Below are 26,228 nucleotides of genomic sequence, written 5' to 3' on the forward strand. Positions count from 1 at the left end.
CGCACATGACCACGAGCAGACGCACACTGATGACGGCGGCAGCGGCCGCCGGACTGGCGGCCACGGCCGTCGCCACCGGCACGGGCACGGCTTACGCGAAGGACGGCGGACGCGCGGTGAAGGAACACTTCGGAACGCTGGCCGACGGCACCAAGGTCGACCGCTGGACGATTCGGAACGGCCGCACCCGGCTGTCCGTCCTCAGCTACGGCGGCATCGTCCAGTCCCTGGAGATCCCCGACCGCCACGGCCACCTCGCCAACGTCTCCCTGGGCTTCGCCGACCTCGACTCGTACGTCGCCGGCAGCCCGTACTTCGGCGCCCTGATCGGCCGCTACGGCAACCGCATCGCGAACGGCAGGTTCACCCTCGACGGCCACGCCTACCAACTCCCCGTCAACGACGGCCCCAACAGCCTCCACGGCGGCGACAAGGGCTTCGACAAGCGGGTCTGGTCAGTCGAGCCCTTCGAGCGCGCCGGCAACGTCGGCCTCACCCTGCGCCGGGTCAGCCCCGACGGCGAGATGGGCTACCCCGGCAAGCTCACCGTGCGCGTCGACTACACCCTCACCCCGACGGGCGACTTCCGCATCGACTACGAGGCCACGACCGACAAGGCCACCGTCGTCAACCTCACCAACCACACCTACTACAACCTGGGAGGGGAGGGCACCGGCTCCGTCTACGACCACCGGCTGGAGATCGCCGCCTCCCGCTACACCCCCGTCAACAAGACCCTCATCCCGACCGGCGAGCTTGCCAAGGTGGCCGGCACCCCCTTCGACTTCCGCCGTCCGAAGGCCATCGGCCGGGACATCCGCGAGGCGCACCAGCAGGTGCTCTACGGGCAGGGGTTCGACCACAACTTCGTCCTCGACAAGGGCATCACGAGCCGTCCCGAGCACATCGCGACGGTCGGCGACCCGGAGTCCGGACGAGTGATGCGGATCGCCACGACGGAGCCGGGTGTGCAGTTCTACTCCGGCAACTTCCTGGTGGGAACGCTGGCGGGCACCTCGGGGAAGGTCTACCGGCAGGGCGACGGCTTCTGCCTGGAGACCCAGCACTTCCCCGACTCCCCGAACCAGCCCGGCTTCCCGTCCACGGTGCTGCGGCCGGGGCAGACCTACCGGTCGACGACGGTGCACTCGTTCTCGACGCGCTGAGCACGTCTTTCGCTCCCTCCCACCCCGCGCGACGGCTTCGCAGCGCGGGGCGGGAGGGAGTTCGCGTTGGATCGTGGTCAGGCGGCGGGGAACTCCCCGCCCTTGACGGCGGCGACGAACGACGACCAGGCGGACGACTCGAAGACGAGCGCCGGGCCGTGCGGCTCCTTGCTGTCACGGACGGGGACTATGCCGCGCGAGGCGACGAGGTTGGCGGCGACCTCGACGCAGGCGCCGCCGTTGGAGCTGTAGGAGGACTTGAACCAGCGGGGGGAATCGGTCGTCACGGGGTGCCCTTTCGTACCTGCTCGATCATGGCCACGGATTCTGTTTGCGACAGGGCTTCGGCCTGCAACTGATGGTAGGCCGACAACGTGGCCTGAACGTAGGTGGATTCGCGGTCCAGGTATCCCCGGGCCTGTGACTCCGCATACGCCATCATGGACCAATCCGACATCGTCAGCAGGTAGACGGGCAAGTTGAACGGTCGTCGCTCGCCTATGCCGTATGGAGCAACCTGAAGATGGGTGTTCGGCAACGCAGCGACCTCCACGAGGTGTTGGAGCTGCTCGTTCATGACCTCGGCGCCGCCGACTGGACGTCGGATGCAACTCTCGTCCATCACCACGAGCATCGTGGGCGGCCGGGACCGTACGACTGCCGCCTGCCGCTCCGCCAGAACCGCGACTCGTTCATCTGCTTGTTCGGGCGTGATGGTGCCCCGGCGTACATCACCATCTGCCAGCGCCCTTGCGTACGCGGGTGTCTGAAGCAAGCCGGGAATGATCCCAACCTCAAACACCCGGATCTCCACTGCCTGGGCCTCGTACCCGACGTACTCCGGGAAGCCCTCCAGCAGACTGCCGTTCCGTAGCTCCCCCCAGGCGCGCTCGAACGAGTCCGAGGTCCCGGTGAGCCCGAGGGCCGTGTCCGCACACCGCGAGAACCGGCGCGTTGGCGGTTTGCAGCCTGTTTCGACCGCCGAAACATGCCTCCCTGAGTAGCCCATCCGCTCACCCAACTGGTCCTGAGTCCAGTCGCGCGCTTCCCGCTTGCTGCGTAAACGCGCACCGTAGGCCGCTTGGGGGGAGGCGTCCGGGTTCAACTCCTTCAGGTTTACCAATGTGTCCTCCGTGCCTGGAACGTTGAAGACACCCCGCCTGTAGACCACGCTGGGCGCTCCCAGTAGTGGAAACACTACGGAGAGGAGTGATCGGTGGCAGGCGAAACCACAAATCCGCCAGGACAGGTCGACGAACAACAGGGGCCGCAGGGCAACGACGACCGGCCGACCCTGGAGGAACTGCGGCAGCAGTCGGTGGCACTGGGCGAACAGATCGCTCAGCATCTGGCGCGGGGAGCGAAGTGACCCGCGCTCACTGGACCAAGGTCCTGCCCAGCCTCGCGGTCGGCATGGTGGTCTATGACCGGCACTACGACATGCCCGCGACCATCGCCGACTTCGACGGCCCGATGGTCTGCCTCACCCGCCCCACCGGCCTCGAATGGCGATCGCACTGCGCCTCGGTGCGACCGGCCACCGCGTACGAGCAGCGCCAGCTACGCGCCATCGCCAAGCTTCACGCCCAGCGCCAACGAGGCAGCGACTCGCCGGAGTGAGCCCCCATGGCAGACGGCCCCTGGCACGCCGAATGGACGTTCATGAGCGCATCCGGCGTCACCACAGGAAGAGCCGACCGCACACGGTATTTCGAGATCCGCTCCGCCATCTTCAAAGCGGCCTCCACATCCCTACGGGACCTGGCCCACGAGGAAACCGCCGAGCGGGGCGAGCCCTGGAAACTCCTCGTCGCAGTCCTGTACTCCGAGGCGATGCTGTCGGCTGATGAAGTCGGCGAATGGCGGTACGCGAGTCCGGACGGCTGGGCGACCGTGACGGTTCGCTTCACCCCGTAGCCGCTACGACTGCGCCCCGGAATAGGGCGCCGCGGGGTAGCCCGGCTGCGAACGGTCGTCGTCCGCGGTCCCGTCCTCGTCGTCGTCCTCCCGGGCCTCCTCCCCCATCAGGTCCCGCACGAACAGCGTGGCGCCCGCCACCGCCCCCGGCATCAGGAACACCGCCACCAACGGCAGCAGGAAGGCCAGCGCCAGCGGGACGCCAAAGCCGAGGGTGAACATCCGGCGGCCCTTGAGCAGCCGGCGCCGCTCCTTGAGGAGCACCCCGCGCCGCAGCAGCGCGATCGACGTCAGTTCTTCGGTGAGGAAGAAGCCCGTGACGCAGAAGGCGAGCACCGGGATCACCGTCTGGCCGACCACCGGTACGAAGCCCAGCGCGAAAAACAGCGCGCCCCAGATCGCCGCCCGTATCACCAGCGCGATGGCCTCCCGCAGGCCGATCCACAGCTCGCGCCACAGCGACAGCCCGGACTCGGGCGCGGTGCCGGACTCGGAGATGTCGACCTGCTCGGAGAGGGATTCGTAGAAGGGCTGGCCGACCAGCAGCGTGACCGCGGTGAAGGTGAGGATGGCGAGGAAGAGGCACACACCGACGAAGAGGACGGCGAGCGCGCCGCGGAAGACGTCGACCCACGGCGAGGGCCAGCCGTCGGCGAAGGGGGTGGCCCACCCGATGAGGTCGTCGGTCCAGAAGAACAGCGCGACGAGCGCCGCCGCGTACCCGACGAGGGTGATGAGCGCGGGAATCATCCCGAACCCCCACCACCGTCCGTGCCGGGCGACCCAGCGCTGCCCCTTCACCAGATAGCCGAACCCGGCCGCAAGATCACGCATGGGGCCGTAGCTTACTGGGGCGCGCCGGCGAGTCCGGCACGTCTCATGTGGGTCCCCTCCCGGGGTTCGCGGAGGGCACCGCCCCACCGGATTCGGCTCCGGTGGGGCGGTGCGGTCGGGTGTGGGGTGCTTGAGCGCGCAGGTCAGGTGGTGCTCAGATCTTTCCTGCCCCCGCCTGGCCCGTCACCGTCGAGACGACCGAGGACGCGGGCTCGGCGGTGTACGCGTACGGCGGGTTGGTGAAGCTGCCGACCTGGGAGATCTCGGTGGCCGCGCCGCCGAGGTCGTTGCCCCGCAGCACCGCGTATCCGTCCACGTCGCTGTCGCGGTTGGTGGTCACCGCGACCTTCGTGTCACGGAACACGTTGTTCTCGACGAGCATCTGCGCGCCCATCCTGGGGTGCACGGCCGTTTCCGCGCCCTGCACGTAGTTGTCGTAGAAGTGCCCGGTGCCGAACCGCAGGCTCGGGATCCGCGAGTAGACATTGCTGAACCAGTTGTGGTGGTACGTCACCTTCAGATGGCCGGTGTCCTCACTGGCGTTGTTGTCGCTGTGTCCGACCAGGCTGCCCTTGAAGTGGTTGGCGAACTTGTTCCAGGACACCGTGACGCTGTCGGACGCGTGGGTGATGTCCAGCAAGCCGTCGTAGTAGTCCTTGTCGTGGTCGCGGTCGGCCGAGAAGGTGTTGTGGTCGATCCACACCTTGGTGGACTTCTGGACGGTGATCCCGTCCGCGGGAGCGACGGGCTTGCTGATGTTCAGGTTGCGGATGACGACGTTGGTCTTCTCCTTCAGCCGCAGCCCACCGCCGGTGAAGCCGGATCCGGAGCCCACGCCCAGGACGGTGGTGTTGGAGCCGATGTCCACCTGCCCGGACAGCGAGATGAGGCCGGACACCTTGACCACCTTCGCGCTGTTGCTCGCGACGGCGGTCTTGAAGGCGGCCAGGGTGGTGACGGTGGTGGCGGTGGCGTTGCCGCCGCCGGTGGTGCCCGCGCCGTAGCCGATCGGCGAGCTCTCGGCCGTGACGGCGGCGCCGCCGGACGGCGCGCCGTGGGCGGAGACGGCCGAGACGGTGCCCAGGGTGAGCGCGGCCACGACGCCCGCCGCGAGGGCGGTCAGGCGGCGCCGGTGGAGGGTGGTGCGCTGGTCGGTCATGGGGGGAGTCCTCTCATTCCGAGAAGATCTCCACGCGGGAGGGGAGGCAAGCGCTTGCTGAACAGCGGCAAGCACGCTGGTCGCTAGGGGCCGGGTGGAGATCGCCAAAGTTGCGGCTCTGACGTGTTCTCTGTGCGTTCGACTCCGCCGACGAGCGGGTGGTCAGTCCGCGCCGGCAGAGGGCAGCTACCACCCATGAAGCTAGTAAGCGCTTGTAGTGATGTCAACGCCCTGGCGGCGTGTGCTTCCCCCCCGAGCGTTCCATGAGGGAGTGCGCCAACGACGCGGCGGCGCCGCCGGAGGTGTGTGCCTGGCCCCGGCGGGGTCAGGCACACGTCTCAGGTTTCGTCCTCTTCGCCAGAGGTCAGGAAGGACGCCGTATCGAGATCGCAGTCGAACGGCGCGGGGACGTGCACCTTCTCACCGAACGGAACGGTGAGGTGGGAGACGTAGCCCCTCGGGGACGGCGTCCAGAAGACGGTCGTCGTCTCGTTCTGCATGTCGAGCAGCAAGTACACGGGCACTCCGCTCTTGCCGTAGACCTCTGCCTTGTCGCTCATGTCGTTGGCGCGTGTCGCGATGGACGTGAGTTCGGCGACGAGCGAGAGTGCGTCCCCCGGGATATAGCGCGACCTCGTTCGGAAGGCCGAGCCATCGGCTACGTAGATGTCCGGCCCATAGGCACGCTCTGATGCGGGGAAGGTGAAGAGGTACGGAGTGCTCGCGGCCTTGTGCCCCTCCGGGGCGAAGGGCTGCAGATGCTCGCAGATCGCCCAGATGATCGGCGCGTAGTACCCCTGAGACCACGGCGATACGACGATGCTCCCCCTGATGATCTCCGCCCTGTAGCCATCGGGCACCTGCAACTCGGGCAGCAGCCGGCACAGCTCCTCGAAGGACCCCGCCTTCGATGCCTCTCCCCCGCTCGATGCCTTCCTCGTCTCCGTGGGGCGATCGATCATGATGATCACCGCATACCTCCTGCCGAGGGCTGATCCTGCCACTCAGCGTAGTTGTCCGGACTGACATTCCCCCACCGAATCACCCAATCCGGTGAATGTCCCGCCACCGGGCTCCGACATCCCCTGCGTGCCGATCACCGCCAGCAGGCTCAGCTTCCACTCTCACCCCAGCCGGATGACGTTCCAGGACATCGGCTCCAGCGTGGCCCGCAGCAGCCCGCCGTCCAGTTCCGTGCCGGTCGCGGCGTGCGGGGTGACGCGCTCGGGCTCGGCCAGGGTGTTGCGGGCCTCGGGGTCGGCGTCGGCGAGGACGCTGTGCTCGACGACGCCGGCCACGGACAGGCCGCGCAGGTCCACCTCCAGCGGCAGCGCGGCCGTCTGGGCGCGGTTGACGGCGAAGACGGTGACCTCGCCGGTCTCCTTGTCCGCGACGGCGGTGGCGTGCAGCAGCGGCACCTCGCCGTACTTGGCCGTCTCGTACGTCGGGCTGTCCACGTTGACCTGGAGGACCCGTCCGCGCCCGTGCCGGGAGGCCTGGGCGAACGGGAAGAAGGTGGTCTGCTTCCAGGCCGGGCCGCCCGGCTCGGTCATGATCGGCGCGATGACGTTGACGAGTTGGGCGAGGCAGGCGACGGTGACCCGGTCTGCGTGGCGCAGCAGCGCGATGAGCAGCGAGCCGAAGACGACGGCGTCGGTGACGGAGTAGTTGTCCTCCAGGAGCCGGGGGGCCTCCTCCCAGTTGGGCGGCTCGGCGTCCTGGAAGCGGGTCAGGTACCAGACGTTCCACTCGTCGAAGGAGAGGTTGATCTTCTTCTTGGACTTCAGCCGGGCGCCCACGTGGTCGCAGGTGGCGACCACGTTCTCGATGAAGGACTCCATGTCGACGGCCGAGGCGAGGAAGGAGTCGCGGTCGCCGTCGAGCTCTTCGTAGTAGGCGTGCAGGGAGATGTAGTCGACCAGGTCGTAGGTCTCCCGCAGGACGGTGGCCTCCCACTCCGCGAAGGTCGGCATGGCCTGCGAGGAGCTGCCGCAGGCCACCAGCTCCACGTCCGGGTCGATCTGCCGCATCGCGCGGGCGGCCTCGGCGGCCAGCCGCCCGTACTCCTCGGCCGTCTTGTGGCCGGTCTGCCAGGGCCCGTCCATCTCGTTGCCCAGGCACCACAGCCGGATGCCGTACGGGTCCTTGTCGCCGTGCGCCACGCGCAGGTCGGACAGGGCGGTGCCGGAGGGGTGGTTGGCGTACTCCTGGAGTTCCAGCGCCTCGGCCACCCCGCGCGTGCCGAGGTTGAGCGCCATCATCGGCTCGCCGCCGACCTTGCGGAGGAAGTCGATGTATTCACCGAGCCCGAACCGGTTGGTCTCGGTCGACCGCCAGGCCAGGTCCAGGCGGCGCGGGCGCTCCTCGACGGGCCCGACGCCGTCCTCCCACTTGTAGCCGGAGACGAAGTTGCCGCCGGGGTAGCGGATGACGGTGACGCCGAGCTCGCGGATCAGCTCCAGGACGTCGGTGCGCAGACCGGCCTCGTCGGCGCTGGGATGACCGGGTTCGTAAACGCCGGTGTAGACGCAGCGGCCGAGGTGCTCGACGAACGAGCCGAACACGCGCGGGTCGACGTCCCCCACGGCGAAGGCGGGGTCGATGGCGAAGCGGGCCGGACGGGCGGGAGCAGGGGTGTCGGCGGGGGTGGTGCTGGCGGGCGTCGGCTGCATTGCGGCGTCTCTCTCCTGCGCTGGCGCGCGGCAAAGTGTCCGAGATTTCGGATGTCGATCGCGACTTCGAACGAGACGGTAAGATCTCCTCCCCCGCCCGTCAACGCCTCGCGCACCGCAACCTCAGGCATGCCGCCCGGCCGGCGCCGCCTTGGGGCACCGGCTCTTCGGCGGTGAGATGATCCACGGCCTGGCCACCAAGGGCCCCTACGACTTCGGCGGCAGGCTGGGCACCGCCATGACGGCCCGCCCCAAGACCCCTCACCCCGTGGTTCACTGGGCTCGGCCAGGGAGCGCTCGACGCGGCGACCGGCCCTGATCCCGACTGTCAGGCCGTACGGAAAGGGACCCGCCCGTGACCACCGAACGCCCCCGCATAGCCATGATCGCGGACGAGCGCGAGACGCTGCGCGGCTTCCTCGAGTTCCACCGGGCGACGCTCGCGATGAAGTGCGACGGGCTCTCCGACGAAGACCTGCGGCGGCAGTCGATGCCGCCCTCGACGCTCTCGCTGCTGGGGCTGGTCCGGCACATGGCCGAGGTGGAGCGCAACTGGTTCCGCCGGGTGATGGGCGGCGAGGACATCCCGCTGGTGTGGTCCGACTCGTTCGACTTCCAGGCGGCCTACGACGCGCGGGAGGCCACGCGGGCGGAGGCGTTCGCGGCCTGGGAGGCGGAGATGGCACACGCGCGGCGGATCGAGGCGGAGGCGGAGTCGCTCGATGTGACGGCGCACGCCGCGCGATGGGGCACGGACGTGTCGCTGCGCACGGTGATGCAGCACGTGATCCTCGAATACGGGCGGCACAACGGCCACGCCGACCTGCTCCGCGAGGGCATCGACGGGACCGTCGGGGCCTGACGCGGCGGGGCTCCTCCGGACGAGGAGCCCCGTCCCCGGGTCCTTCAGCCGTGCTCCAGGCCCGCTTCGCGGGGCACCAGCCGGAGTTCGACCTCGCGCTCCTGGTCGCCCGGGACCTTGCCCCGGTCCTCGATCACGAAGGCGCGCGCCAGGACCTCACGGATCTGCTCGACCTGGCACGGGCAGCCCTGGAGGTCGGCCGTGATGGGTGCGGTCAGGGCGGTGGGCTCGGGCTCCGTACGGGTCGGGGTCACCTCGAAGGTCGAGGTCCACACCACCGGGTGTTCCTCGAGCGGGTGCTGCGGCAGGCCGGCGTACGCGTCGTCGGAGCGGTAGCACCCGTGCAGCACATTGAAGACCGTGTCGGCGTCGTCCCGCGAGATTCCGCTGAGGGTCACCAGAACGTGCTCGGCATGCCCTTCCACATTGGCCATGGTGGACACCTTCTTCGCTGCTGAGCGATAGTCCTTGTCTTTCATGTTCGCAGCTTTCGCGCGCTTTCACCCGGATGGTTCGTCCGGAATCGGATGGTCCGGGCGCGTACCCCCGGGCTGGGGGCTGCCCCGCCGCCCGGTGCCGGACTCGTCCAGGTCGGGCACGTCGTCGTCGCGGTCGTCCGGGCCTTCGTAGGTGGAGCCGGAGCGGTCCACGTCCAGGGGGTCGGGGCCCTCGTGCACCTGCTGGTCGGGCATGTCCCTGGGTATGGCGTGGGTGTGATCTCCGGGCGCTTCCAGTCGTCGGTCAGTCACGGACGGTTCCCTTCGTCGGCGAACGGTCGGCGGACGGACCCCTCAGGTACCCCGAGGGGCCGAAGCTACGCCGCCATGGACCGCCGCCCATGGACCGCCGCTCAGACGAGCACGTTCTTGTAGAAGAGGTTGCTGCGGCGGTCGCCCGCCTCGCCGGAGGCGAAGCCGAGGAAGAGCCGGACCTCCCCCGCGGCCGTCCGGTACACCGCCATGCCCTCCGGCTCCCGGTACGTCAGCGTCGAGCCCGCACCGGTGAAGGCCCGCTGGGTCAGGGCGCCGGTGTTCACGTTGACGCTGGAGGTGTAGGCGTTGCCGGGGGACGGGTTGGTGTCGCCGTAGGCGGTTCCGGTCAGCTGGTAGACGTAGGAGCCGTAGAGCGCGTAGCCCTGGAAGACGGCGGGGTCGCTGGGCTGGGCGAAGTCCGCGAGCCGGTTGGTGTAGTCGCCGGCCGCGACCTCGTTCACGTTGAAGATCGCGTACCGCCTGCTGCCCGCGGTGTTCAGATAGCGGATGGCCATCCGGTTGTTCACCGGGTCGATCGCGCAGGTGGTCTCCGTCGCGTCGGAGACGGGCGAGTGCTTGGTCAGGGCGGAGGAGGTGTGGGAGAGGGTGGCCCCGCTGGTCCAGCGGAAGCGGGCCAGCCGTCTGCCGCGGGCGCCGCTGTTGACGTCCACCTCGGTCCACAGATAGGTGTCGGACCCCACGGCCTGCGCGCCGATGGACACGCCGTGGCCGAAGCCCAGCAGATACATATAGCCGAGCTGATTGCCGGAGAAGTCCAGCTGGGTGATGCACAGGTCGCCGCTGTCGTCCGGGGAGCCGTCCTTGAGCTGGGCCACGAAGAGGCGCCGGTTGACGTTGTCGAAGGTGAAGGACTGCTGGACCCTCGCGTTGCGCAGGCGCGCGTGGCGGAACAGGTCGTACGAGGGCTGGGTCAGGTCGAAGCGCTTGGACGCCGGCACAGCCGCGGGGGCGGCCTCGCCGGCGCGGGCGGTCGCGGCGGCCGCCCCGGCCACCGGTCCGAGCGCGGCTCCCGCCGCGGCTCCTCCGCCGAGTTTCAGCAGCCGGCGCCGGTTCCAGGTGCGGTCTCGCGTCATGATCTCCGCTTTCTCTCGGGGAGGGTGGGGGCCGCGGCGCCCCCGCCCCCGGCCGGCGCCGCCGGTGGGGGCGCGGGCGGGAGCGGGACGCTACGGGCGTAGATCAGTCGTTCTCCGGATGCGCCGCCGGTACACCCGGTCCTGGCGTCAGGTTCATGTCAGGTCAGGACGTATCAGTACGCGGTGGGCCAACCGCCGCTCCAGCTCAGCAGGTTGACGCCGAGCTTCGGGGTGCCGCTGTCCTGGCCGTCGTAGTAGTGGTAGACGAGCAGGTCGCCGTCCACGTCGCTCATGACGGACTGCCCGCCGGGGCCGATGTAGCGGCCGTGGGACTCCAGCACCACCGAGCCGCCGTTGTTCATCATGGTGACCCCGTTCTTGTCCAGGTACGGCCCGGTGGGCCTGGTGGCGCGGCCGACCTTGATCTTGTACGTGGAGCCGGCGCCCGCGCAGCAGGTGTCGTACGAGGCGAACAGGTAGTAGTACCCGTTGCGCTTGACGACCGTGGGCGCCTCGACGGCCTTGGTACCGGTGGGCCGGGAGGCGATGGAGTAGACGGTCCGGTCGCCCGCGTACTGCTTGCCCGTGGAGGGGTCGAGGCGGATCATCTTCAGCCCCGACCACCACGAGCCGAAGGACAGCCACCACGTGCCGTCGCCGTCGACGAAGAGGTTGGGGTCGATGGCGTTGTAGTCGCTGCTGCCGGTCGTGGCGTGCACGATGCCCTGGTCGGTCCAGGTGCCCGCCTTGCCGCTCGGCGAGGTCGCGAACCCGATCGCCGAGTTGCTCGACCCGAAGGACGAGACGGCGTAGTACATCAGGTACTTGCCGCCCTGGTACGAGATGTCGGGCGCCCAGGGGTCGTTGCTCGAGGAGTAGTTCTTCCACCACGACGGCGGGGTGTTGAAGGCGTTCCCCGAGCGGCTGAAGGCGATCCGGTCGGTGGAGGTGCGGGCCTCGAGGCCGCCGTGGGTGGCGTAGAGCAGGTAGGTGCCGTCGGTGGCGCGGATCATGGTGGGGTCGTGGACGACGATGTCGCCCGTCACCCGCCCCGGGTTGGGGTAGGCGGAGGCGCTCGTCGGCAGCAGCGCGAGGGCCGTGGCGGCCGCGAGGGCGGCGAGTCGCCGGGCCCCGGACCGGCCGGTGGCGGCACGCGCGGCCCCGGCACGCCTCGACTTGAGGTGGATCATTCGGCTCTCCTTCAGAATGTTTTCGGTGCCCCTCCGAAACACTTGGCGCGACAGACCGCGCCGACTGGCCTCAACACCTCCCCTCTCCCGGGGGATTGACTCGCCCATCAGCTGCCTCTACTTTCCCCCGGACGTTTCGGTGACGTTCCGGAAGTTTTCGGTGGCAGAGGAAGGGACGCTCTCGTGATCAAGGTGATGCGCGCCGCTGTGACGGGCGCACTGGCCGTCGCCCTCCTGGGGACGGCGGCGACCGTGCCGAAAGCCCGTGCCGGCGACGGCGCCCCGGCGCGGGCCTCCGGCCGGGTGGACTTCGGCCACCGCCTCCAGCCCATCGACGGCTTCGGCTTCTCCGAGGCCTTCCAGCGCGCCGACCTGATGCACGGCGCGCGGGGGCTGACCCCCGAACACCAGCGGGAGGTCCTGGATCTGCTGCTGGACCGGACGTCCGGGGCCGGGCTGAGCATTCTGCGGCTGGGCATCGGCTCTTCCTCGGACGAGGTGTACGACCACATGAAGTCGATCCAGCCGACCGACCCGGGCGGGCCCGACGCCACGCCCCGCTACCAGTGGGACGGCGACGACGGCGGCCAGGTGTGGCTGGCGAAGGAGGCGAAGGCGTACGGCGTGAAGCGCTTCTACGCCGACGCCTGGAGCGCCCCCGGCTATATGAAGACCAACGGCACGGACGCGAACGGCGGGACGCTGAGGCCCGAGTGGCGGCGGGCCTACGCCGACTACCTGGTCCAGTACGCGCGGTTCTACCGCCAGGAGGGCATCCGCGTCACCGACCTCGGCTTCACCAACGAGCCGGACCTGTCCACCTCGTACGCCTCCATGCGGTTCACGCCCGAGCAGGCGGTGGAGACGGTCAAGGCGCTCGGGCCGGCCGTGCGCCGCGCCGGGATCAGCCTGGTGTGCTGCGACGCCGCCGGGTGGGACGAGCAGGCGGAGTTCAGCGCGGCGATCGAGAAGGACCCGCGGGCCGCGGCGTATGTCGCCGTGCACACCGGCCACCCGTACGTCGCCCCCTCCGACCAGCCGCTGCCGACCGCGCGCCGCACCTGGATGTCCGAGTGGAGCCCCAACGGACCGACGTGGAACGAGGCGTGGGACGACCGCTCCGGCTATGACGGCCTGGCGGTCGCGGAGGCCATCCACACCACCCTCGCGGACGCCCGCGCCAGCGCGTACGTGTACTGGTTCGGGGCGTCCGTCGGGGCCACGCGGGGGCTGATCCAGCTGGACGGGGCGGACTACCACGTCTCCAAGCGGCTGTGGGCGCTCGCCGCGTACAGCAGGTTCATCCGGCCGGGGGCGGTGCGGGTGGCCGCGTCCTCCGGGACGGAGGGCGTCAGGATCACGGCTTTCCGCAACCGGGACGGGTCGCGGGTGCTGGAGATCCTCAACACCGGTGAGCAGCCGGTGCGGGCCCAGTACGCCCTCGGCGGCGGCCCGGGCGCCTCCGGGCGCGGCTCGGTGTACCGCACGGACGAGACCCACTCGCTGAGCCGGGTCGCGACGGCGCGGGTGCGCGGCGGCGGGCTGGGCGTGGAGCTGCCCGCGCGGTCGCTGACCACGGTGGTGCTGGGGAGGTGACCGGCGGCGGGCCTGGTGCGCCCGGCCGGGCGCACCAGGCTCCCCGCCCCGTGGGGGGATCCTCACTGGCCGGCCAGTCCCGTGTGGGCCACACCGCGCACGATCTGGCGCTGGAAGAGCGCGAAGACCACCAGCAGCGGCAGCCCCGCGATCACGACCGAGGCCATCATCTGGGCGTAGCGCAGCCCGTACGAGGACTGGACGTTGACCAGCCCCACCGGCAGGGTCATCCCGTTGGGATCGGTCGTGACCAGGAACGGCCACAGGAAGTTGTTCCACGTGGAGATGAAGGTGAAGATCGCCACGGCCGCGAGCACCGGCCGGGACAGCGGCATCACGACGGTCCAGAAGACCCGCCACCGCCCCGCCCCGTCCACGAACGCGGCCTCCTCCAGCTCGCGCGGCACCCCGTCGAAGAACTTCACCAGGATGAACACCATCGCGGGCACGGCGACCTGCGGCAGGATCACCCCCCAGTAGGTGTCCACGAGGCCCATGGAGACCATCTCCGCGAACAGCGGGGCCATCAGCACCTGCGGCGGCACCATGATCCCGGCCAGGACCAGCCCGTAGAGCGCCTTGCGGCCGCGGAACTCGGTGCGCGAGAAGCCGTACGCGGCCATCGCGCACAGCACCACGGTCAGCAGGGTCGTCATGATCGAGATGTAGGCGGAGTTGAACATCCACTGTCCGATGTCGCCGGACTTCCACACCTCGCGGTAGGCGTCGAAGGTGATCGTCGAGCCGATCCACTTCAGCGGTGTGGTGGTGGTCTCGCCCTCCGGCTTGAGGGAGGTGGCCACCGCCCACGCCAGCGGCACCAGCCACACCGCCACCAGCGCGAGCGCGACCAGCAGCATGCCGATCCGGCCCGGGGACCAGCGGACCCTGCGGCCCGCGTCGGCGCCCGCTTTCACCTGTGTCAGGTCTTTCACGGCTGTCTCCGCGCTCATGACCGCGCGCCCTCCTCACTCGCGCGGCGGGTCAGCCGCAGATGGACCAGGGAGACGATCACGATCAGGGCGAAGAAGAGGTACGAGACGGCGGAGGCGTAGCCGATCCGGTAGCCGGTGAAGCCGGACTGGTAGACGTACTGGAGGATCGGCCGGGTGGCGTCGTCGGGGCCGCCTCCGGTCATGATGTAGACCTGATCGAAGATCTTCAGCGAGGCGAGGATCTGGAGGATGACCACGACGCCCGTGGTCCGCCGCAGCATCGGCAGGGTGATGTTCCGCAGCCGGGCCCAGGCGCCCGCGCCGTCCAGCTCCGCCGCCTCGTAGAGGTGCTGCGGGATGGCCTGGAGCGCGGCCAGGTACAGCAGGAAGTTGAAGCCGACGGTCCACCACACGGTGGTCAGGACGATCGACAGCATGGCGTAGCGCTCGTCGGTGAGCCAGCCGATGCCGGGGTGCAGGCCGAGGGAGGCCAGCGCCTGGTCGGCGAAGCCGAAGTCGGAGGGGTAGATCACCCACAGGAAGAGCAGCCCGACGACACCGGACGGCAGCAGGAAGGGCGCGAACCAGCTCAGCCGCCACAGCCACTGGACCACCCGCAGATGGTGGGCGAGCAGCGCCAGGCCCAGGCCGACGAGGACGAGGGGGACGGTGGACAGGACGGTGAACCAGACGGTGTTCCACAGCGAGGACCACACATCGGGGTCCCGCAGGGCCTCGGCGTAGTTGTCGAGGCCGATGAAGTGGCCGTCGGTGCCGGTGATGTTGTCGTCGCCGAGGCTCATCTTGACGCCGTACAGCAGCGGCCAGAGGAGGAAGAGAGCGTAGACGACGAGGAAGGGCCCGACGAACACCAGCCCGTGTTCGGTCCAGTGGCGGCGCACGGTCCCGGGCGGGGTGGTGGCCGCGGTGGCCCGGGACGAGTCGGGCGGGGGCGCGGTCACGGTCGGCGCGCTCATTTCGCACCTCCGAAGGGGTTGGGGGTGTCGAGGAGTTCGCGCAGCCGGGACTTGGCCTCCTTCAGGGCGCCCTCGGGCGTACGGGAGCCGGTGAACACCCCGGAGAACACCGAGCCGAGCGCGATCCACATGAGGGAGGCGGAGCCGGTGAACCAGGCGGGTTCGTCGAGCGCCACGTCGTTGACGACCGAGCGGTATTCGGACTGCGGCTGGAGCTTGAGGTAGGCGGGGTTCTTCAGCGTCGGCAGATAGGCCGGCACATGGCCGCCCTTGGCCCACTCGACGGTGTGCTTGAGCATCCAGGCCACGAACTCATGGGCCGCTTCGTTGGTGGCGCCGCCCCGGTCGTTCTGGTGGGGCAGCACGAAGGAGTGGCAGTCGGCCTGGGCGGTGGGGCGGCCGAAGAGGGCCGGCACCCGGGTCATGGAGAACGGCAGCTTGGTGGTGCGGAAGGAGCTGACCTCCCATTCCCCGTTGAGGTAGAAGGCGGTCCTGCCGCCGTTGAAGACGCCGACGGAGCCCGGGTAGTCGACCCGGCGGACGCACAGCCCCTCGTCGACGAGCATGCGCATGTACCGGAGCACCTTCAGCGCCTTGGCGTCGTCGAGGGCGAGGCGGCGGCCGTCGGCGGACAGCACCTTCCCGCCGGTCTGGGAGTAGAAGGTGGAGAACACCCGCCAGGGGCCGATGACGTCGCCGCCGATGGTCTCGGTGACCATGCCCGGCTGCCCGGTGGCCTTCTTGGCGGCGCGCAGGGCGGCGGTGAACTCCTCGGCGCCGTGGATCGGCGCCAGCTTGCCGTCGGAGCCGAGCAGCCCGGCCTTCTCGCACACCTCGGTGTTGTAGAAGAGCACCATGGGGTGGGTGTCGAGCGGGATGGCGTACTGCTTGCCCTCCACCGCGCCGCGCTTCCAGATGCCCTCGGGGAAGTCGGCGGGGGTCACGCCGTGTTCGGCGAGCAGGTCGAGGTCGAAGGCGTCGAGGAGGCGGCCGGGCGCGAAGCCCGCGAGCCTGGCCAGGTGCAGCGCCGCGACCTCGGGGGCCCGGCCGCCCGCGCCCGCCATGCCGAGCTTGGTGTAGTACGGCGAGCCCCACTGGAGGGTGGCGGCTTCCAGGCCGATCGAGGGATGGGACGCGCTGTAGGCGTCCAGCATCGCCCGCATGTTGACGCCGTCGCCGCCGCCGAAGAGGTGCCAGTAGCGCAGCCGGGTCTTGCCCTCGGCGACCGACGAGGGCGCGGCACAGGCGGTGGCGCCCGCGCCCAGGGCGCCGGCGGCGGCGAGGGCGCCGAGACCGGTGAGCACGCTGCGGCGGCTCGGGGAGGATCGTTGCATTGCGGCTCATTCCTGCTGCACCAGAGCAGCGTTTGTTCGTGATTTCGAATGCCGCTCGTAACTTCGGACGGAAGATAAGCCGCCGTGGAGTGCACGTCAACGCTTTGCGCAGGACTCGCCCCACCTCTTGACCCACGACTCAGCAAGCGCTTACCGTCACCGGTCTCTCTTCGTGCGAGTGAGGCGGGGCAACGGATGTACGAACTGGGGGGACGGGACCGTCCGCACCCGCGGGACGACGCGGCGGGGGCGGCTTCGGCCATCTCAAGATCGACTACAACGCGCGTCCGCAGGGCGCGCACTGTGAATGCCGTGGGCCCGCTCTTCGGCGGGCCACGGTCTTTCCGGTCACGTCTCGCAGCTCCACGCCTCGACCGTCGCCGCAGCCCAAGCCTCGACGCGCTGCGTGAACTCCACGGCAGGGAACGTCCCGTCGACGGCGACGTCCTTGATCGTGACGGAGAAACGGGATCGCAGCGCGTCCCGGTGCGGCAAGGCCGCGTCCCGGGACACTCGTGAAGGCTCCCCCTTCACACGATGGGAGTTGCCACGACGAGCCCGACCGACGAGCCGGTTCACTTCGCCGAGGCCGCCTTCGAGGTACGCACGCAGGAGCGCCCACGCCATCGCGCCGTCGTCGGCGGGAACCCGACTGGGGTGCTGAAGCAGGAAGCAGGAGACCGAGACACCGTGAAGCGGCCCCCACGGTTCCTGACGTGAATGGTCCAGAGCGAGCAAGGCGTGGAACAGCTCGTCACAGGATCGCGGATCCATCGGTGCACCGCACTCCGGGCAGGGTTTCATGCCTTCTCCTCGATCCTCCGAAGTACAGCGAGGCCGGCCGCAGCGGCTTGGGCAGGACGGCGACGATGCCTCCGGTGCCCCCACCCCCTTCCTGCGGCCGGCCGCTGTACGCCGAAGGCGCAGGGCCGCCCGGAGACCGTCAGTCGTTCAGCGCGACGATCATCTTGCCGATGTTCTCGCCGCGCAGCATGCCCAGGAACGCGTCCACCGCGCTGTCGATGCCCTTGACCACCGTCTCCCGGTAGTGCAGCTTGCCCTCGCGCAGCCAGCCGCCGACCTCCTCGACGAACCGCTGCTGGAGGTGCTGGTGGTCCTGGACGAGCATGCCCTGGATACGCAGCCGCTTGCCGATGACGAGGGCGAGGTTGCGCGGGGCGGCGGGCGGCTCGGTCGCGTTGTACTGGGCGATCATGCCGCAGACGGTGATGCGTCCGTGCACGTTCATGCGGCCGATGGCGGCCTCGAGGTGTTCGCCGCCGACGTTGTCGAAGTAGACGTCGATGCCGTCGGGCGCGGCCTCCTTGAGCTGCTCGGCGACCGGGCCCTCCTTGTAGTTGAACGCCGCGTCGAAGCCGTACTCCTGGGTCAGCAGCCGGACCTTCTCGTCCGAGCCCGCGCTGCCGATGACCCGCGAGGCGCCCTTGAGCTTGGCGATCTGGCCGACCTCGCTGCCGACCGCGCCCGCCGCGCCGGAGACGAAGACCACGTCGCCCTCCTTGAAGGAGGCGACCTCGAGCAGGCCCGCGTACGCGGTCAGCCCGGTCATGCCGAGGACGCCGAGGTACGCGGAGAGCGGGGCGGCGGCCGGGTCCACCGCGACCGCGTGCTCGGCGTCCATCGTCGCGTACTCGCGCCAGCCGGCGAAGTGCAGGACGTGGTCGCCGACGGCGACGCCCTCCGCGTTCGAGGCGATGACCTGGCCCACGGCGCCGCCGTTCATCGGGTGGTCGAGCTTGAAGGGCGGGAGGTACGACTTCACGTCGTTCATCCGGCCGCGCATGTACGGGTCCACCGACATGTACAGGTTGCGGACCAGCACCTGGCCGGGGCCCGGCTCGCCGACGGGCACCTCGCGCAGCGCGAAGTCCTCCGGCTTCGGCCACCCTTCGGGGCGGGCGACGAGGTGCCATTCACGGCCGGTGGCGGGTATCCCGGAGGTGGGGGTGGTGGCGGTCATGGGGGTGAGCCTCCTCAGATGTTTCGGGATGTTTCAGGTAGTGAAACAATGATGGTGCTGGATATTTCATGGTGTCAAATAAATGGGTATTCTGGACCCCATGACCTCCAGCAACGAACCTCCTGATCCGCTGACGCTCGAAGTCGTCGAGCTCATCGGCACCATCGTCGCGCGCTATCACGAGGAATACGAGCAGGCCGCCGCGAAGCACTCCCTCACCGGCGCGCAGGCGCGGGTGCTCGGGCTGCTGTCCCGGGGCCCGACGCCCATGCGCCGCATCGCCCAGCAGTTGAAGTGCGAGCCGTCGAACGTGACGGGGATCATCGACCGCCTGGAGACCCGCGGCCTCGCCGAGCGCCGGCTCGACCCGGCCGACCGCCGCGTCAAGCTCGCCGCCGCGACCGACCGGGGCAAGGAGACCGCCGACCGGCTGCGCGGCTCGCTCGGCTTCGCGCGCGCCCCGCTGGCCGGGCTGTCGGAGCGGGAGCGCACGGTGCTGCGCGACCTGCTCAAGCTGATGGTGGGGCCGGACGACGAGCTGCCGGCGGTCTGACGCGGTCGGAAGGCGAGCCGATCCGGCTCTGACGCGAGCCCGACCCCGACCCCGGCCGGCCCCCCGGGCGCGCCACCGGCCCTACGTGCACCACCACAGGAAGCGGTCGCAGCTCCCCGTGGGCGTGGGCGCGGGGGTGGTCGGCGCCGCGGTGGTGGGGCCGGGGTCGGACGGCGAGGTCGGGTCCTGTGTGGAGCCGCCCCCTCCGCCGCCGCCCGTGGCGGCGGGCGTGGCGGAGGGGCCGCCGGAGCCACCGGCCGAGGAGGGGGCGTCGGGGCCGGGCGACTCGCCGTCCTCGGACTTCTCGCCGTCCTCGGACTTCTCGCCGTCCTTGCCTGCGGCGTCCCCGTCCGCGCCCCCGTCCTCGTCCGCGCTCGCCCCGTCCGCGCCGGCCGAGGGGCCGGCGCCCGGTGCCCCGCTCTCCCGCGCGCTCGGCCCGCTGGAGCCCCCGGCGCCCGGGCCGCGGTCCACCTGCGAGGTGTCGGGGCCGGACGAGGACGAGGACTCGTGGAAGATGCCGCCCTCGGTGGCGATCTCCGCCACGAACAGCCCGGCCAGCAGGGGGCCGAGCACCGCCGCCATGATCGTCACCCGGCGCCGCCGCCCGCGGCGCGCCCGGCGCGCCCGCCCGCCGATGATGCCGCGGGGTCTGGGCTTCCCGCGGGCCGCCTTGCGCCGGTCCGCGCGCGTCGAGGCCGCCTCGGGGGCCTCCGCGCGCGTCGAGGCCGCCTCGGCCTCGGCAGCGGGGGACGGCTCGTCATCCGCTTCAGCGTCGAAGGGGGCGCCTTCGGGCGCGGGGTAGGCGTACTCCCCCGCGTACGCACCACAACCCGGGCAGATGACAGCGCCGTTGAGGTGGCGGCGGCAGGAAGGGCAGTAATCCATGTCGCCGGGCAGGTTATGTGACCCCCGGGTAGTCGAGAAACCGCAGATTGTGAGGATCCTGTGCAAGGATCGATTTCTCGCCGAACGGACCGTCGCTTGGCCGAAATTGTCCGCCTCGGCCCGCGACCACCTCAGTCCGGGAACGCCTCAACCGCGAAACCTCGGCCCGCGAACGCCTCAGCCCGCGGACGCCTCAGCCCGCGAACGCCGGTTGCGCCAGCCCCTGCCCCGCCCCCGCGAGCACCAGCACCGACCCGGCGAGCGGCTGTTCGGCGGGGCCGAGCCCGACCCGCGCGGAGGTCACGTACAGGTCGGTCAGGTCCGGGCCGCCGAAGGCGCACGCGGTCGGGCGGCGCACCGGCAGCTCCACCACCCGGTCGAGCGAGCCGTTGGGGGCATACCGGCGGACCGCTCCGCCGTCCCACAGCGCGACCCACACGCCGCCGTCGGCGTCCACGCACAGCCCGTCGGGGAAGCCCGCGCCGTCCTCGATCCGCGCGAAGGGGCGGCGGCCGGTGACCTCCGCGCCCGCCACGTCGAAGACGTCGATCCGGCGGGTCGGGGTGTCGGCGTAGTACATGAGACGGCCGTCCGGGCTCCAGCCGATGCCGTTGCTGACCGTGACGTCCGGCAGGATCTCCGTACGGGAGCCGTCCGGGGCGATACGGGACAGCGTGCCGCCGCCCGTGGCCTCGTCGTAGCGCATGGTGCCCGCCCACAGCGAGCCGTCCGGCGCCACGGCCGCGTCATTGCCGCGGCGGCCGGGGACCGCCTCGTGGACCAGCCAGGAGAACCCGCCGTCGGCCCCGTACAGCCCGACGCCGTCGCGGAGGTTGACCGCGAGGCCGCCGCCGGCCCGGGGCTTGGCCGCGCCGACGTGCTGCTCGGTGACCAGGACCGTGCGCCGGCCGGTGGCGGGGTCCCAGGTGTGGACGCGGGAGGAGAGGATGTCCACCCAGATCAGCCGCTTCGCCGCGGCGTCCCAGGTCGGGCCCTCGCCCAGCTCGGCGGTCGCCCGGACCGCCACCTCCAGGCCGTGGCCGTTGCCGCTCATGCGCCGCGCCTCCGGTGTCCCAGGCGGGCCGACAGCTCGCCCGCGCCCTTGGCGGCCAGCTCCGCCAGCTCCTGCTGCCGCTCCTCGCTCCAGCGGATCATCGGCACCGAGATCGACAGCGCGGCCACCACCTTGCCCGCCGAGTCCCGCACCGGGGCCGCCACACAGCTCACGTCCGGGTTCGACTCGCGCTGCTCGACGGCGATGCCGCGCTCGCGGATCTCCGCGAGATGGCGGCGCAGCTCCTGGGGGGAGGTGATGCTGTTGTCCGTCATCGCGGTCAGCGGCCGGTCCTCCGGGATGCGGGCGGCCAGTGCCTCCTCGGAGAGGGAGGCGAGGAGCATCTTGCCGACCGAGGTGCAGTGGGCGGGCAGCCGGCGGCCGGCGGCGGAGACCATGCGGACGGCGTGGGTGGAGTCGACCTTGGCGATGTAGATGACGTCCGCGCCCTCCAGGATGGCGACGTGGACGGTCTCGTCGCAGGTCTCGGCGACGCTGCGGGCCACCTGCCGGCCCTCGGCGGCCAGGTCGAGCTGCTCGGCGTAGCGGCTGCCCAGTTGGTACGGGCGCACGCCGAGCCGGTAGCGTCCTGGCTGGTCGGGCACTTGCACCAGGTAGGAGCGAGCGGCCAGGGTGGTCACCAGCTCATGGACCGTCGTCCGGGGCAGCCCGAGCTTGCGGGTGATCTCGGGTGCGGAGAGCGTGCCGTCCCCGTCGAGAAAGAGCTCGAGTATGTCCAGGGCCCGGGTCACCGCGGGCACCAAGCGTCCCATGTCGCTCGCCCACCCCTTCTGGTCCAGTTGGCACCGTCTGTTCGAGATTACGGCCATCGGCCGGTATCGCGAACAGATTACGCAGAGGTGACTTCTCCAGGCAATGGCCGGGCGCCTGGGGGCCCCGGGTGCGCCACGATGGGGCCATGAACTCCGCGCTCGACCCCTCGGCCGACTCCTTCCCCGCCCCCTTCCCCTTCGTGCTGGTGCTGCTGCGGAGAATGGCCGACTACCACCCGGACCTGGTCGAGGAGGCGCTGCGGGAGCTGGGCTTCAGCCGCTCCGTGATGCGCGAGGCGAACCGCCGCTGGCAGGCCATGCGGCGCTCGCCCCGGCGCAGGTCCGCGGTCGGCCACTACCGCTCCGTGCTGGGCGCGCCCGAGACGGCCGCCCCCCGCCGGATCGGCGATCTGACCTGCGAGGCGCTGAGCTGGCCGGTGCCGCTGTGGCCGGGGCTGCGGTTCGAGGTGCTGACCGCCCCGGGCGGCGGGGTGTGGAACGAGTGGCTGGTGCGGGCGCCCGGCGCCGCCGGGCCCCCGCTGCGTACGGTCGAGGACCTGGCGCCCTGGTCCTGCACGGTGGACGAGGTGGCGCGGGCCTTCGCGCCCGCCCGGCCGATGGAGGGCTCGGCCCCCACCCGCTGGCGGCTCGCCTTCACCGCGCCGGACGGGGAGGGTGAACCCCACCACTGCGTGGCGGAGTTCACCTGGGGTCTGCTGCAGCGCGTGGACGCCGTCAGGCCAGCTTCGCCGAGAGAGTGATCTCCGTACCGGCGAGCGCCTGGCTCACCGGGCAGTTCTTCTTGGCGTCCTCGGCCGCCGCGACGAACGCGGCCTCGTCGATGCCCTCCACCGTGCCCTCCACGGTCAGGTGGATGCCGGTGATGCCGGTGCCCGGCTGGAAGGTGACGTCGGCCTGCGTGGTGAGCTGCGTGGGCGGGTTCCCGGCCTGGGTGAGGCCGTGCGACAGCGCCATCGAGAAGCAGCTGGAGTGCGCGGCCGCGATCAGCTCCTCGGGGCTGGTCTTGCCGTTCGCCTGCTCGGCCCGGGAGGGCCAGGAGACCGGCTGCTCGCCGATCCCGGAGGAGTCGAAGGTCACCGCCCCCTTGCCCTCGGTCAGACTGCCGTGCCAGACGGTGTGCGCGGTGCGCGTCGTAGCCATGCTTCCCTGCCTTCTGTGAGCTGGTGAGAGCACCTGCCGGTGATCGCCTCAGAGCCTACGACGCCGGGCCCACGTTCCACGCGACGACGGCCGGCCGGCCGTGCTCGGTGCCGAGCCGGCTGACGGTCGCCGTGTCGAGGCGGAAGAGCGCTCCGGCGGACGGCGGCAGCCCGAGGCGGCGGGCGGTGAGGACGCGCAGGACGTGCCCGTGCGCGACGAGCACCACATCGCCGCGGTCGGCGCTCAGCTCGGGCTCCAGGCCGGCCAGCACTCGGTCGACGCGGGCCCCGATCTGCTCGGGGCTCTCGCCCGGATGCTCGGCGTCGCCCGGGGCGCCCCCGTCGGTCCACAGGTTCCAGTCGGGCCGGGTGCGGTGGATCTCGTCGGTGGTGATGCCTTCGTAGCCGCCGTAGTCCCACTCCCCCAGGCCCGGCTCGATCCGCGCCCCGTCGATGCCCGCGAGCCGCGCCGTGTGCACGGCCCGGCTCATCGGGCTCACCAGGGCCAGCGCGATCTTGCGCTCGGCGAGCAGCGGGCGCAGCGCGCGGGCCTGGTCCTCTCCGCGGGGCGTGAGCGGCAGGTCGGTCCAGCTGGTGTGCCGGCCCGACCGGCTCCACTCGGTCTCGCCGTGGCGGATCAGGAGCAACTCACCCATGGCTGCCCGGCGCTCCCGCCTCGCCCGCCTCCGCCGCTGCCTTGTCCTGCGCCTCGGCGACGGAGGCGCGGACCGCGTCCATGTCGAGGCCGCGGGCCTGGCCGATGATGTCCTCCAGGGCCGGCTCGGGGAGGGCGCCGGGCTGGGCGAAGACGGCGATGTTCTCGCGCACGATCATCAGCGTCGGAATGGACTGGATGTCGAACGCGGCGGCGAGTTCGGGCTGGGCCTCGGTGTCGACCTTGGCGAAGACCAGGTCCTGGTGCTTCTCCGCGGCCCGCTCGTAGACGGGAGCGAACATCCGGCACGGTCCGCACCAGGAGGCCCAGAAGTCGATCAGGACGAAGTCGCTTCCCGAGACGATCTCGTCGAAGTTGTCCTTGGTGAGTTCTACCGTACTCATGCCGGCGTTACCTGCTTCCCTGCTGTCGGGTGGCCCCCGCGCTGTCGGTGTGGCGGGTCCGGCCGCGTCAACCAGGCCACCGCGGGGGGTATTCCTGACCGGGCCGCACCGCAGGTCACAGGGGCCGCGAGGGCACGTCGCACGGGCAGGCGGGGCAGGTCAGGAGGTGTCGATCCAGGTCACGCTGTGTGCCTCGGTGGGGTCGGGGGTCTCCCAGCGGCGGATCAGCCGGTCGACGACCGCCTCCGGCACGGGCCGGGGCCGGGCCGCGTTGCGGGCGCGCAGGACCGCGGGCGGCGCCTCCAGCGCCACCATGTCGAGCCGCCCGCCGTACGCCGCCACCAGGCCCACGCACTGCTCGCGCAGCCGCCGCGAGACGTTGGTGGCGTTCCACACGAACGGCTCGCCGGCCCGCAGATGCCCCCGGGCCGCCTCCCGCGCGGCCGCCACCACCGGCGCCTGGTCGCCGGCCGGGTCCACGCCCAGCTCGGCGCGGAGCGCGTCCAGGCTGACGACCGGCAGGCCGGGGCGGTGCTCGCGGATCCAGTGGTCCTTGCCCACCCCGGGCAGCCCCGACAGGACGGTCACCGTCATCCGGGTGTCGTCGTAGGCGGCGTAGTCCGGGTCCCGGCCGGGGGTGCGGAAGTACAGGAAGCGGGCGTGGTCGGAGGGGAACCGGCGGGGCGCGGTCAGGCAGGCCTGCTCGGCGCAGTACTCGCGGTACAGCTCGACGTTCTCCAGCAGGGCGTCCGTGTCGCCGCAGATCCGGCCGAGGATGTCGGCCTTCGCCAGCACCGCCAGGTCGTCGTTGCTCGCCAGCAGGGAGGCCCGGAAGGCGATGCGCTCCAGGTCCGGGCGCTCCAGCGCCCAGAACGGCACCTGGTGGTGCCTGACCAGGGCGGCGACGTGCTCGCGCCAGGCGATGGGCGCGCCCAGCTCCCACAGCACCCTGCGGGCGATCAGGTCCCCGCGCCGGGAGTGGCCGCGGGCGGTGATCCGCCCGTCGGGGCCGGTGGCGGTGCAGTCCGGCTTCGCCGCGTCGTGCAGCAGCACGGCGGCGAACAGCGGCGCCCGCCCGGCCGCGGGCCTGGCCCGCCACTCGGGCAGCGCCGCGAGCGCCTCGGCGGCCATGCGGGTGTGGGTGGCCACATCGCCCTCGCCGTGGTGGACGGCGTCCTGCGGTACGCCCTCCAGGCGGCGGATCCACGGGTACGCCGCAACGATCCGCTCCCAGGGGACCGTCCAGTCCGGCGGCGCGGGGCACAGCTCCAGCAGCTCCCGAAACGCACCGGACAGCGCTTCGGGCGTGTCCCGCTCCTCAAGCGCGCGCATACATCACCGCCGGGTCCCGGAGCCGGTTGGGCACGATCGGGCGGTCCAGCCAGTGGGTGCCGGAGTCCAGCACGCTGGTGAGGAAGCCGGCCCGCACCCACTTGTAGCGGCCGGTCACCACCCCGTCCTCCTCGACCTTCACGTACAGGCCCTCCATGAAGTCCGAGGCGTCGGTCTCCGCGGCCACCCGGTCGGGGTCGAGCCCGCCCGCCCCGGCCGTCTCCCGCAGCGCCGCCCGCCAGTCCTCCGTACGGCAGGTCGAGGGGCCGACGAGCGCGGTCAGCGCGCCCAGGCCGGTCAGCGGGCCGGTGTGGAGCACGGGCACCGAGTGCACCGGAAGCCCTTCCAGCAGCTCGCCCCGCCGGACGGTGGACAGGAAGACGCCCTCGTCGCGGTCCAGCACGTCGAACTCGCAGAAGTAGTGCGGCAGCGCGTCGTAGTACACGGTGTGCTTGGCGTACAGCCACTCCCCGTACAGCACGTACCGGCTCCCCAGGCGCGGCCACAGCAGGTCCCGGACCAGCGCCGCCCACGCCTTGAACGGCGAGAAGTGACGCTCCCTGGGCCCCCCGGTGAGGAAGTGGCCGCGGCTCTGCAGCCGCAGCTCCCCCTCCGGCGTGAAGCTGATCGCCGCGTTGGCCCCGTCGAGCTTCTCCTCGACGACGAGGTGACGGCCCGCGATCTCCGCGAAGGGGACGGCGGCGAGGTCCTCGTCGCCGGGCTGGAGTCGGGAGCCCTGCAGATGGGGGGTCCTCGGGTACTTGCGGATCACGGGGTTCTTTCTATGCCGTACGCGGCGGACGGGCAACGAGGTTTCGCGGGAGCCCGGGCCGGGGCCCCTCGTGCCCGGTGGTGCCGGCTGGTGCCGGCGAAGGCCGGACCCGCGCTGTAGGGCCCGGCCTTCTCGCGTCCGAGTCACGCGCAGCCCGCAGCGTGGATAGGA

General features: G+C 71.0%; 31 protein-coding genes. 8 read left to right on the forward strand and 23 right to left on the reverse strand.

Going from position 1 to position 26,228, the window contains the following annotated elements; all coding sequences use genetic code 11:
• The first annotated feature begins 5 nt into the window (after positions 1 to 5).
• Positions 6 to 1,166 carry an aldose epimerase family protein gene (locus BBH68_RS04405; protein ID WP_076970999.1) on the forward strand — a complete coding sequence of 387 codons (1,161 nt, stop codon included), beginning with the start codon at positions 6 to 8 and terminating at the stop codon, positions 1,164 to 1,166.
• A gap of 77 nt (positions 1,167 to 1,243) precedes the next feature.
• On the opposite strand, the gene BBH68_RS04410 is transcribed toward BBH68_RS04405, so the two are convergent.
• Positions 1,244 to 1,453: a DUF397 domain-containing protein gene (locus BBH68_RS04410; protein WP_065958931.1), complete on the reverse strand. Its 210-nt coding sequence runs from the start codon at positions 1,451 to 1,453 to the stop codon at positions 1,244 to 1,246.
• Positions 1,450 to 2,289 (reverse strand): helix-turn-helix domain-containing protein, encoded by an 840-nt coding sequence (locus tag BBH68_RS04415; RefSeq protein WP_065958975.1) that lies wholly within the window; start codon positions 2,287 to 2,289, stop codon positions 1,450 to 1,452. Before BBH68_RS04415 ends, BBH68_RS04410 begins: the two co-directional genes overlap by 4 nt.
• A 93-nt stretch (positions 2,290 to 2,382) precedes the next feature.
• Here BBH68_RS04415 and BBH68_RS41770 point away from each other — a divergent pair, with 93 nt between their 5' ends.
• Genes BBH68_RS41770 through BBH68_RS04425 form a run of 3 tightly spaced genes read left to right on the forward strand, consistent with a single transcriptional unit; the run spans position 2,383 to position 3,083 of the window.
• On the forward strand, positions 2,383 to 2,535 hold the full coding sequence (locus BBH68_RS41770) for a hypothetical protein (protein WP_170066531.1): 153 nt from the start codon (positions 2,383 to 2,385) through the stop codon (positions 2,533 to 2,535).
• The gene (locus tag BBH68_RS04420) at positions 2,532 to 2,786 is read left to right on the forward strand and encodes a hypothetical protein (protein ID WP_065958932.1); all 255 of its coding nucleotides are present in this window, start codon (positions 2,532 to 2,534) and stop codon (positions 2,784 to 2,786) included. Before BBH68_RS41770 ends, BBH68_RS04420 begins: the two co-directional genes overlap by 4 nt.
• Before the next feature lie 6 nt (positions 2,787 to 2,792).
• A complete protein-coding gene (locus BBH68_RS04425) occupies positions 2,793 to 3,083 on the forward strand; it encodes a hypothetical protein (protein ID WP_065958933.1) in 291 nt (96 codons plus the stop codon).
• A 3-nt stretch (positions 3,084 to 3,086) separates the two neighbouring features.
• On the opposite strand, the gene BBH68_RS04430 is transcribed toward BBH68_RS04425, so the two are convergent.
• From BBH68_RS04430 to arfA, 4 genes are all read right to left on the reverse strand, one after another.
• Entirely contained in the window at positions 3,087 to 3,917 is an 831-nt protein-coding gene (locus BBH68_RS04430; protein WP_065958934.1) for an EI24 domain-containing protein, read from the reverse strand.
• Positions 3,918 to 4,071: 154 nt separating this feature from the next.
• A complete protein-coding gene (locus BBH68_RS04435) occupies positions 4,072 to 5,076 on the reverse strand; it encodes a pectate lyase family protein (RefSeq protein WP_065958935.1) in 1,005 nt (334 codons plus the stop codon).
• Between the two features lie 338 nt (positions 5,077 to 5,414).
• Positions 5,415 to 6,038: a Uma2 family endonuclease gene (locus BBH68_RS04440; protein ID WP_076970997.1), complete on the reverse strand. Its 624-nt coding sequence runs from the start codon at positions 6,036 to 6,038 to the stop codon at positions 5,415 to 5,417.
• 162 nt (positions 6,039 to 6,200) lie between these two features.
• Complete coding sequence (arfA, locus tag BBH68_RS04445) at positions 6,201 to 7,748, reverse strand: arabinosylfuranosidase ArfA (RefSeq protein WP_065958937.1); 1,548 nt, start codon at positions 7,746 to 7,748, stop codon at positions 6,201 to 6,203.
• Between the two features lie 355 nt (positions 7,749 to 8,103).
• On the opposite strand from arfA, the gene BBH68_RS04450 reads away from it, so the two are divergent.
• Positions 8,104 to 8,610, forward strand: coding sequence for a DinB family protein (locus BBH68_RS04450; protein ID WP_065958938.1), 507 nt, complete (start codon positions 8,104 to 8,106; stop codon positions 8,608 to 8,610).
• Between the two features lie 44 nt (positions 8,611 to 8,654).
• Here the strand turns inward: BBH68_RS04450 and BBH68_RS04455 are convergent, their stop codons facing one another.
• From BBH68_RS04455 to BBH68_RS04470, 4 genes are all read right to left on the reverse strand, one after another.
• On the reverse strand, positions 8,655 to 9,089 hold the full coding sequence (locus BBH68_RS04455) for a hypothetical protein (protein WP_245737884.1): 435 nt from the start codon (positions 9,087 to 9,089) through the stop codon (positions 8,655 to 8,657).
• A 21-nt stretch (positions 9,090 to 9,110) separates the two neighbouring features.
• On the reverse strand, positions 9,111 to 9,359 hold the full coding sequence (locus tag BBH68_RS04460) for a hypothetical protein (protein WP_065958940.1): 249 nt from the start codon (positions 9,357 to 9,359) through the stop codon (positions 9,111 to 9,113).
• 101 nt (positions 9,360 to 9,460) lie between these two features.
• The gene (locus BBH68_RS04465) at positions 9,461 to 10,456 is read right to left on the reverse strand and encodes a phage baseplate protein (RefSeq protein ID WP_065958941.1); all 996 of its coding nucleotides are present in this window, start codon (positions 10,454 to 10,456) and stop codon (positions 9,461 to 9,463) included.
• Between the two features lie 173 nt (positions 10,457 to 10,629).
• Positions 10,630 to 11,646 carry an arabinan endo-1,5-alpha-L-arabinosidase gene (locus tag BBH68_RS04470; protein ID WP_065958942.1) on the reverse strand — a complete coding sequence of 339 codons (1,017 nt, stop codon included), beginning with the start codon at positions 11,644 to 11,646 and terminating at the stop codon, positions 10,630 to 10,632.
• Positions 11,647 to 11,829: 183 nt separating this feature from the next.
• Here BBH68_RS04470 and BBH68_RS04475 point away from each other — a divergent pair, with 183 nt between their 5' ends.
• Entirely contained in the window at positions 11,830 to 13,242 is a 1,413-nt protein-coding gene (locus tag BBH68_RS04475; protein ID WP_065958943.1) for a glycoside hydrolase family 30 protein, read from the forward strand.
• A gap of 62 nt (positions 13,243 to 13,304) precedes the next feature.
• On the opposite strand, the gene BBH68_RS04480 is transcribed toward BBH68_RS04475, so the two are convergent.
• The 5 genes from BBH68_RS04480 to BBH68_RS04500 form a co-directional block, all read right to left on the reverse strand.
• Entirely contained in the window at positions 13,305 to 14,195 is an 891-nt protein-coding gene (locus BBH68_RS04480; RefSeq protein ID WP_065958944.1) for a carbohydrate ABC transporter permease, read from the reverse strand.
• Positions 14,192 to 15,154: a carbohydrate ABC transporter permease gene (locus tag BBH68_RS04485; RefSeq protein WP_065958945.1), complete on the reverse strand. Its 963-nt coding sequence runs from the start codon at positions 15,152 to 15,154 to the stop codon at positions 14,192 to 14,194. Before BBH68_RS04485 ends, BBH68_RS04480 begins: the two co-directional genes overlap by 4 nt.
• Positions 15,151 to 16,488, reverse strand: a complete 1,338-nt coding sequence (locus BBH68_RS04490) for an extracellular solute-binding protein (RefSeq protein WP_065958946.1) — start codon at positions 16,486 to 16,488, stop codon at positions 15,151 to 15,153. Before BBH68_RS04490 ends, BBH68_RS04485 begins: the two co-directional genes overlap by 4 nt.
• A gap of 348 nt (positions 16,489 to 16,836) precedes the next feature.
• On the reverse strand, positions 16,837 to 17,292 hold the full coding sequence (locus BBH68_RS04495; RefSeq protein WP_076970991.1) for a DUF5946 family protein: 456 nt from the start codon (positions 17,290 to 17,292) through the stop codon (positions 16,837 to 16,839).
• Between the two features lie 139 nt (positions 17,293 to 17,431).
• The gene (locus tag BBH68_RS04500; RefSeq protein ID WP_065958948.1) at positions 17,432 to 18,469 is read right to left on the reverse strand and encodes an NADP-dependent oxidoreductase; all 1,038 of its coding nucleotides are present in this window, start codon (positions 18,467 to 18,469) and stop codon (positions 17,432 to 17,434) included.
• An 82-nt stretch (positions 18,470 to 18,551) separates the two neighbouring features.
• Here BBH68_RS04500 and BBH68_RS04505 point away from each other — a divergent pair, with 82 nt between their 5' ends.
• Positions 18,552 to 19,022, forward strand: coding sequence for a MarR family winged helix-turn-helix transcriptional regulator (locus BBH68_RS04505; RefSeq protein ID WP_079150795.1), 471 nt, complete (start codon positions 18,552 to 18,554; stop codon positions 19,020 to 19,022).
• Between the two features lie 81 nt (positions 19,023 to 19,103).
• Here BBH68_RS04505 and BBH68_RS41775 read toward each other — a convergent pair whose 3' ends face one another.
• From BBH68_RS41775 to BBH68_RS04520, 3 genes are all read right to left on the reverse strand, one after another.
• Positions 19,104 to 19,907, reverse strand: coding sequence for an SCO2400 family protein (locus BBH68_RS41775; protein WP_065958949.1), 804 nt, complete (start codon positions 19,905 to 19,907; stop codon positions 19,104 to 19,106).
• A gap of 193 nt (positions 19,908 to 20,100) precedes the next feature.
• On the reverse strand, positions 20,101 to 20,961 hold the full coding sequence (locus BBH68_RS04515; protein WP_065958950.1) for an SMP-30/gluconolactonase/LRE family protein: 861 nt from the start codon (positions 20,959 to 20,961) through the stop codon (positions 20,101 to 20,103).
• Positions 20,958 to 21,734 (reverse strand): IclR family transcriptional regulator, encoded by a 777-nt coding sequence (locus BBH68_RS04520; protein WP_065958951.1) that lies wholly within the window; start codon positions 21,732 to 21,734, stop codon positions 20,958 to 20,960. Before BBH68_RS04520 ends, BBH68_RS04515 begins: the two co-directional genes overlap by 4 nt.
• A gap of 146 nt (positions 21,735 to 21,880) precedes the next feature.
• Between BBH68_RS04520 and BBH68_RS04525 the strand changes: the two genes are divergently transcribed.
• Positions 21,881 to 22,495, forward strand: coding sequence for a hypothetical protein (locus BBH68_RS04525; protein WP_065958952.1), 615 nt, complete (start codon positions 21,881 to 21,883; stop codon positions 22,493 to 22,495).
• Here BBH68_RS04525 and BBH68_RS04530 read toward each other — a convergent pair.
• From BBH68_RS04530 to BBH68_RS04550, 5 genes are all read right to left on the reverse strand, one after another.
• Positions 22,470 to 22,895 (reverse strand): OsmC family peroxiredoxin, encoded by a 426-nt coding sequence (locus BBH68_RS04530; RefSeq protein ID WP_065958953.1) that lies wholly within the window; start codon positions 22,893 to 22,895, stop codon positions 22,470 to 22,472. The two genes, BBH68_RS04525 and BBH68_RS04530, sit on opposite strands and share 26 nt — an antisense overlap.
• 55 nt (positions 22,896 to 22,950) lie before the next feature.
• Positions 22,951 to 23,550, reverse strand: a complete 600-nt coding sequence (locus tag BBH68_RS04535; protein WP_065958954.1) for a histidine phosphatase family protein — start codon at positions 23,548 to 23,550, stop codon at positions 22,951 to 22,953.
• Positions 23,543 to 23,953 carry a thioredoxin gene (gene trxA, locus BBH68_RS04540; protein ID WP_065958955.1) on the reverse strand — a complete coding sequence of 137 codons (411 nt, stop codon included), beginning with the start codon at positions 23,951 to 23,953 and terminating at the stop codon, positions 23,543 to 23,545. The genes BBH68_RS04535 and trxA overlap by 8 nt, the downstream gene beginning before the upstream one ends.
• 159 nt (positions 23,954 to 24,112) lie before the next feature.
• Positions 24,113 to 25,285, reverse strand: coding sequence for an AAA family ATPase (locus BBH68_RS04545; protein ID WP_211301807.1), 1,173 nt, complete (start codon positions 25,283 to 25,285; stop codon positions 24,113 to 24,115).
• Positions 25,272 to 26,057: an RNA ligase family protein gene (locus BBH68_RS04550; protein WP_065958956.1), complete on the reverse strand. Its 786-nt coding sequence runs from the start codon at positions 26,055 to 26,057 to the stop codon at positions 25,272 to 25,274. Before BBH68_RS04550 ends, BBH68_RS04545 begins: the two co-directional genes overlap by 14 nt.
• Between the last annotated feature and the right edge of the window lie 171 nt (positions 26,058 to 26,228).

The sequence above is a fragment of the Streptomyces sparsogenes genome (assembly GCF_001704635.1).
GTDB classification, from domain to species: domain Bacteria; phylum Actinomycetota; class Actinomycetes; order Streptomycetales; family Streptomycetaceae; genus Streptomyces; species Streptomyces sparsogenes.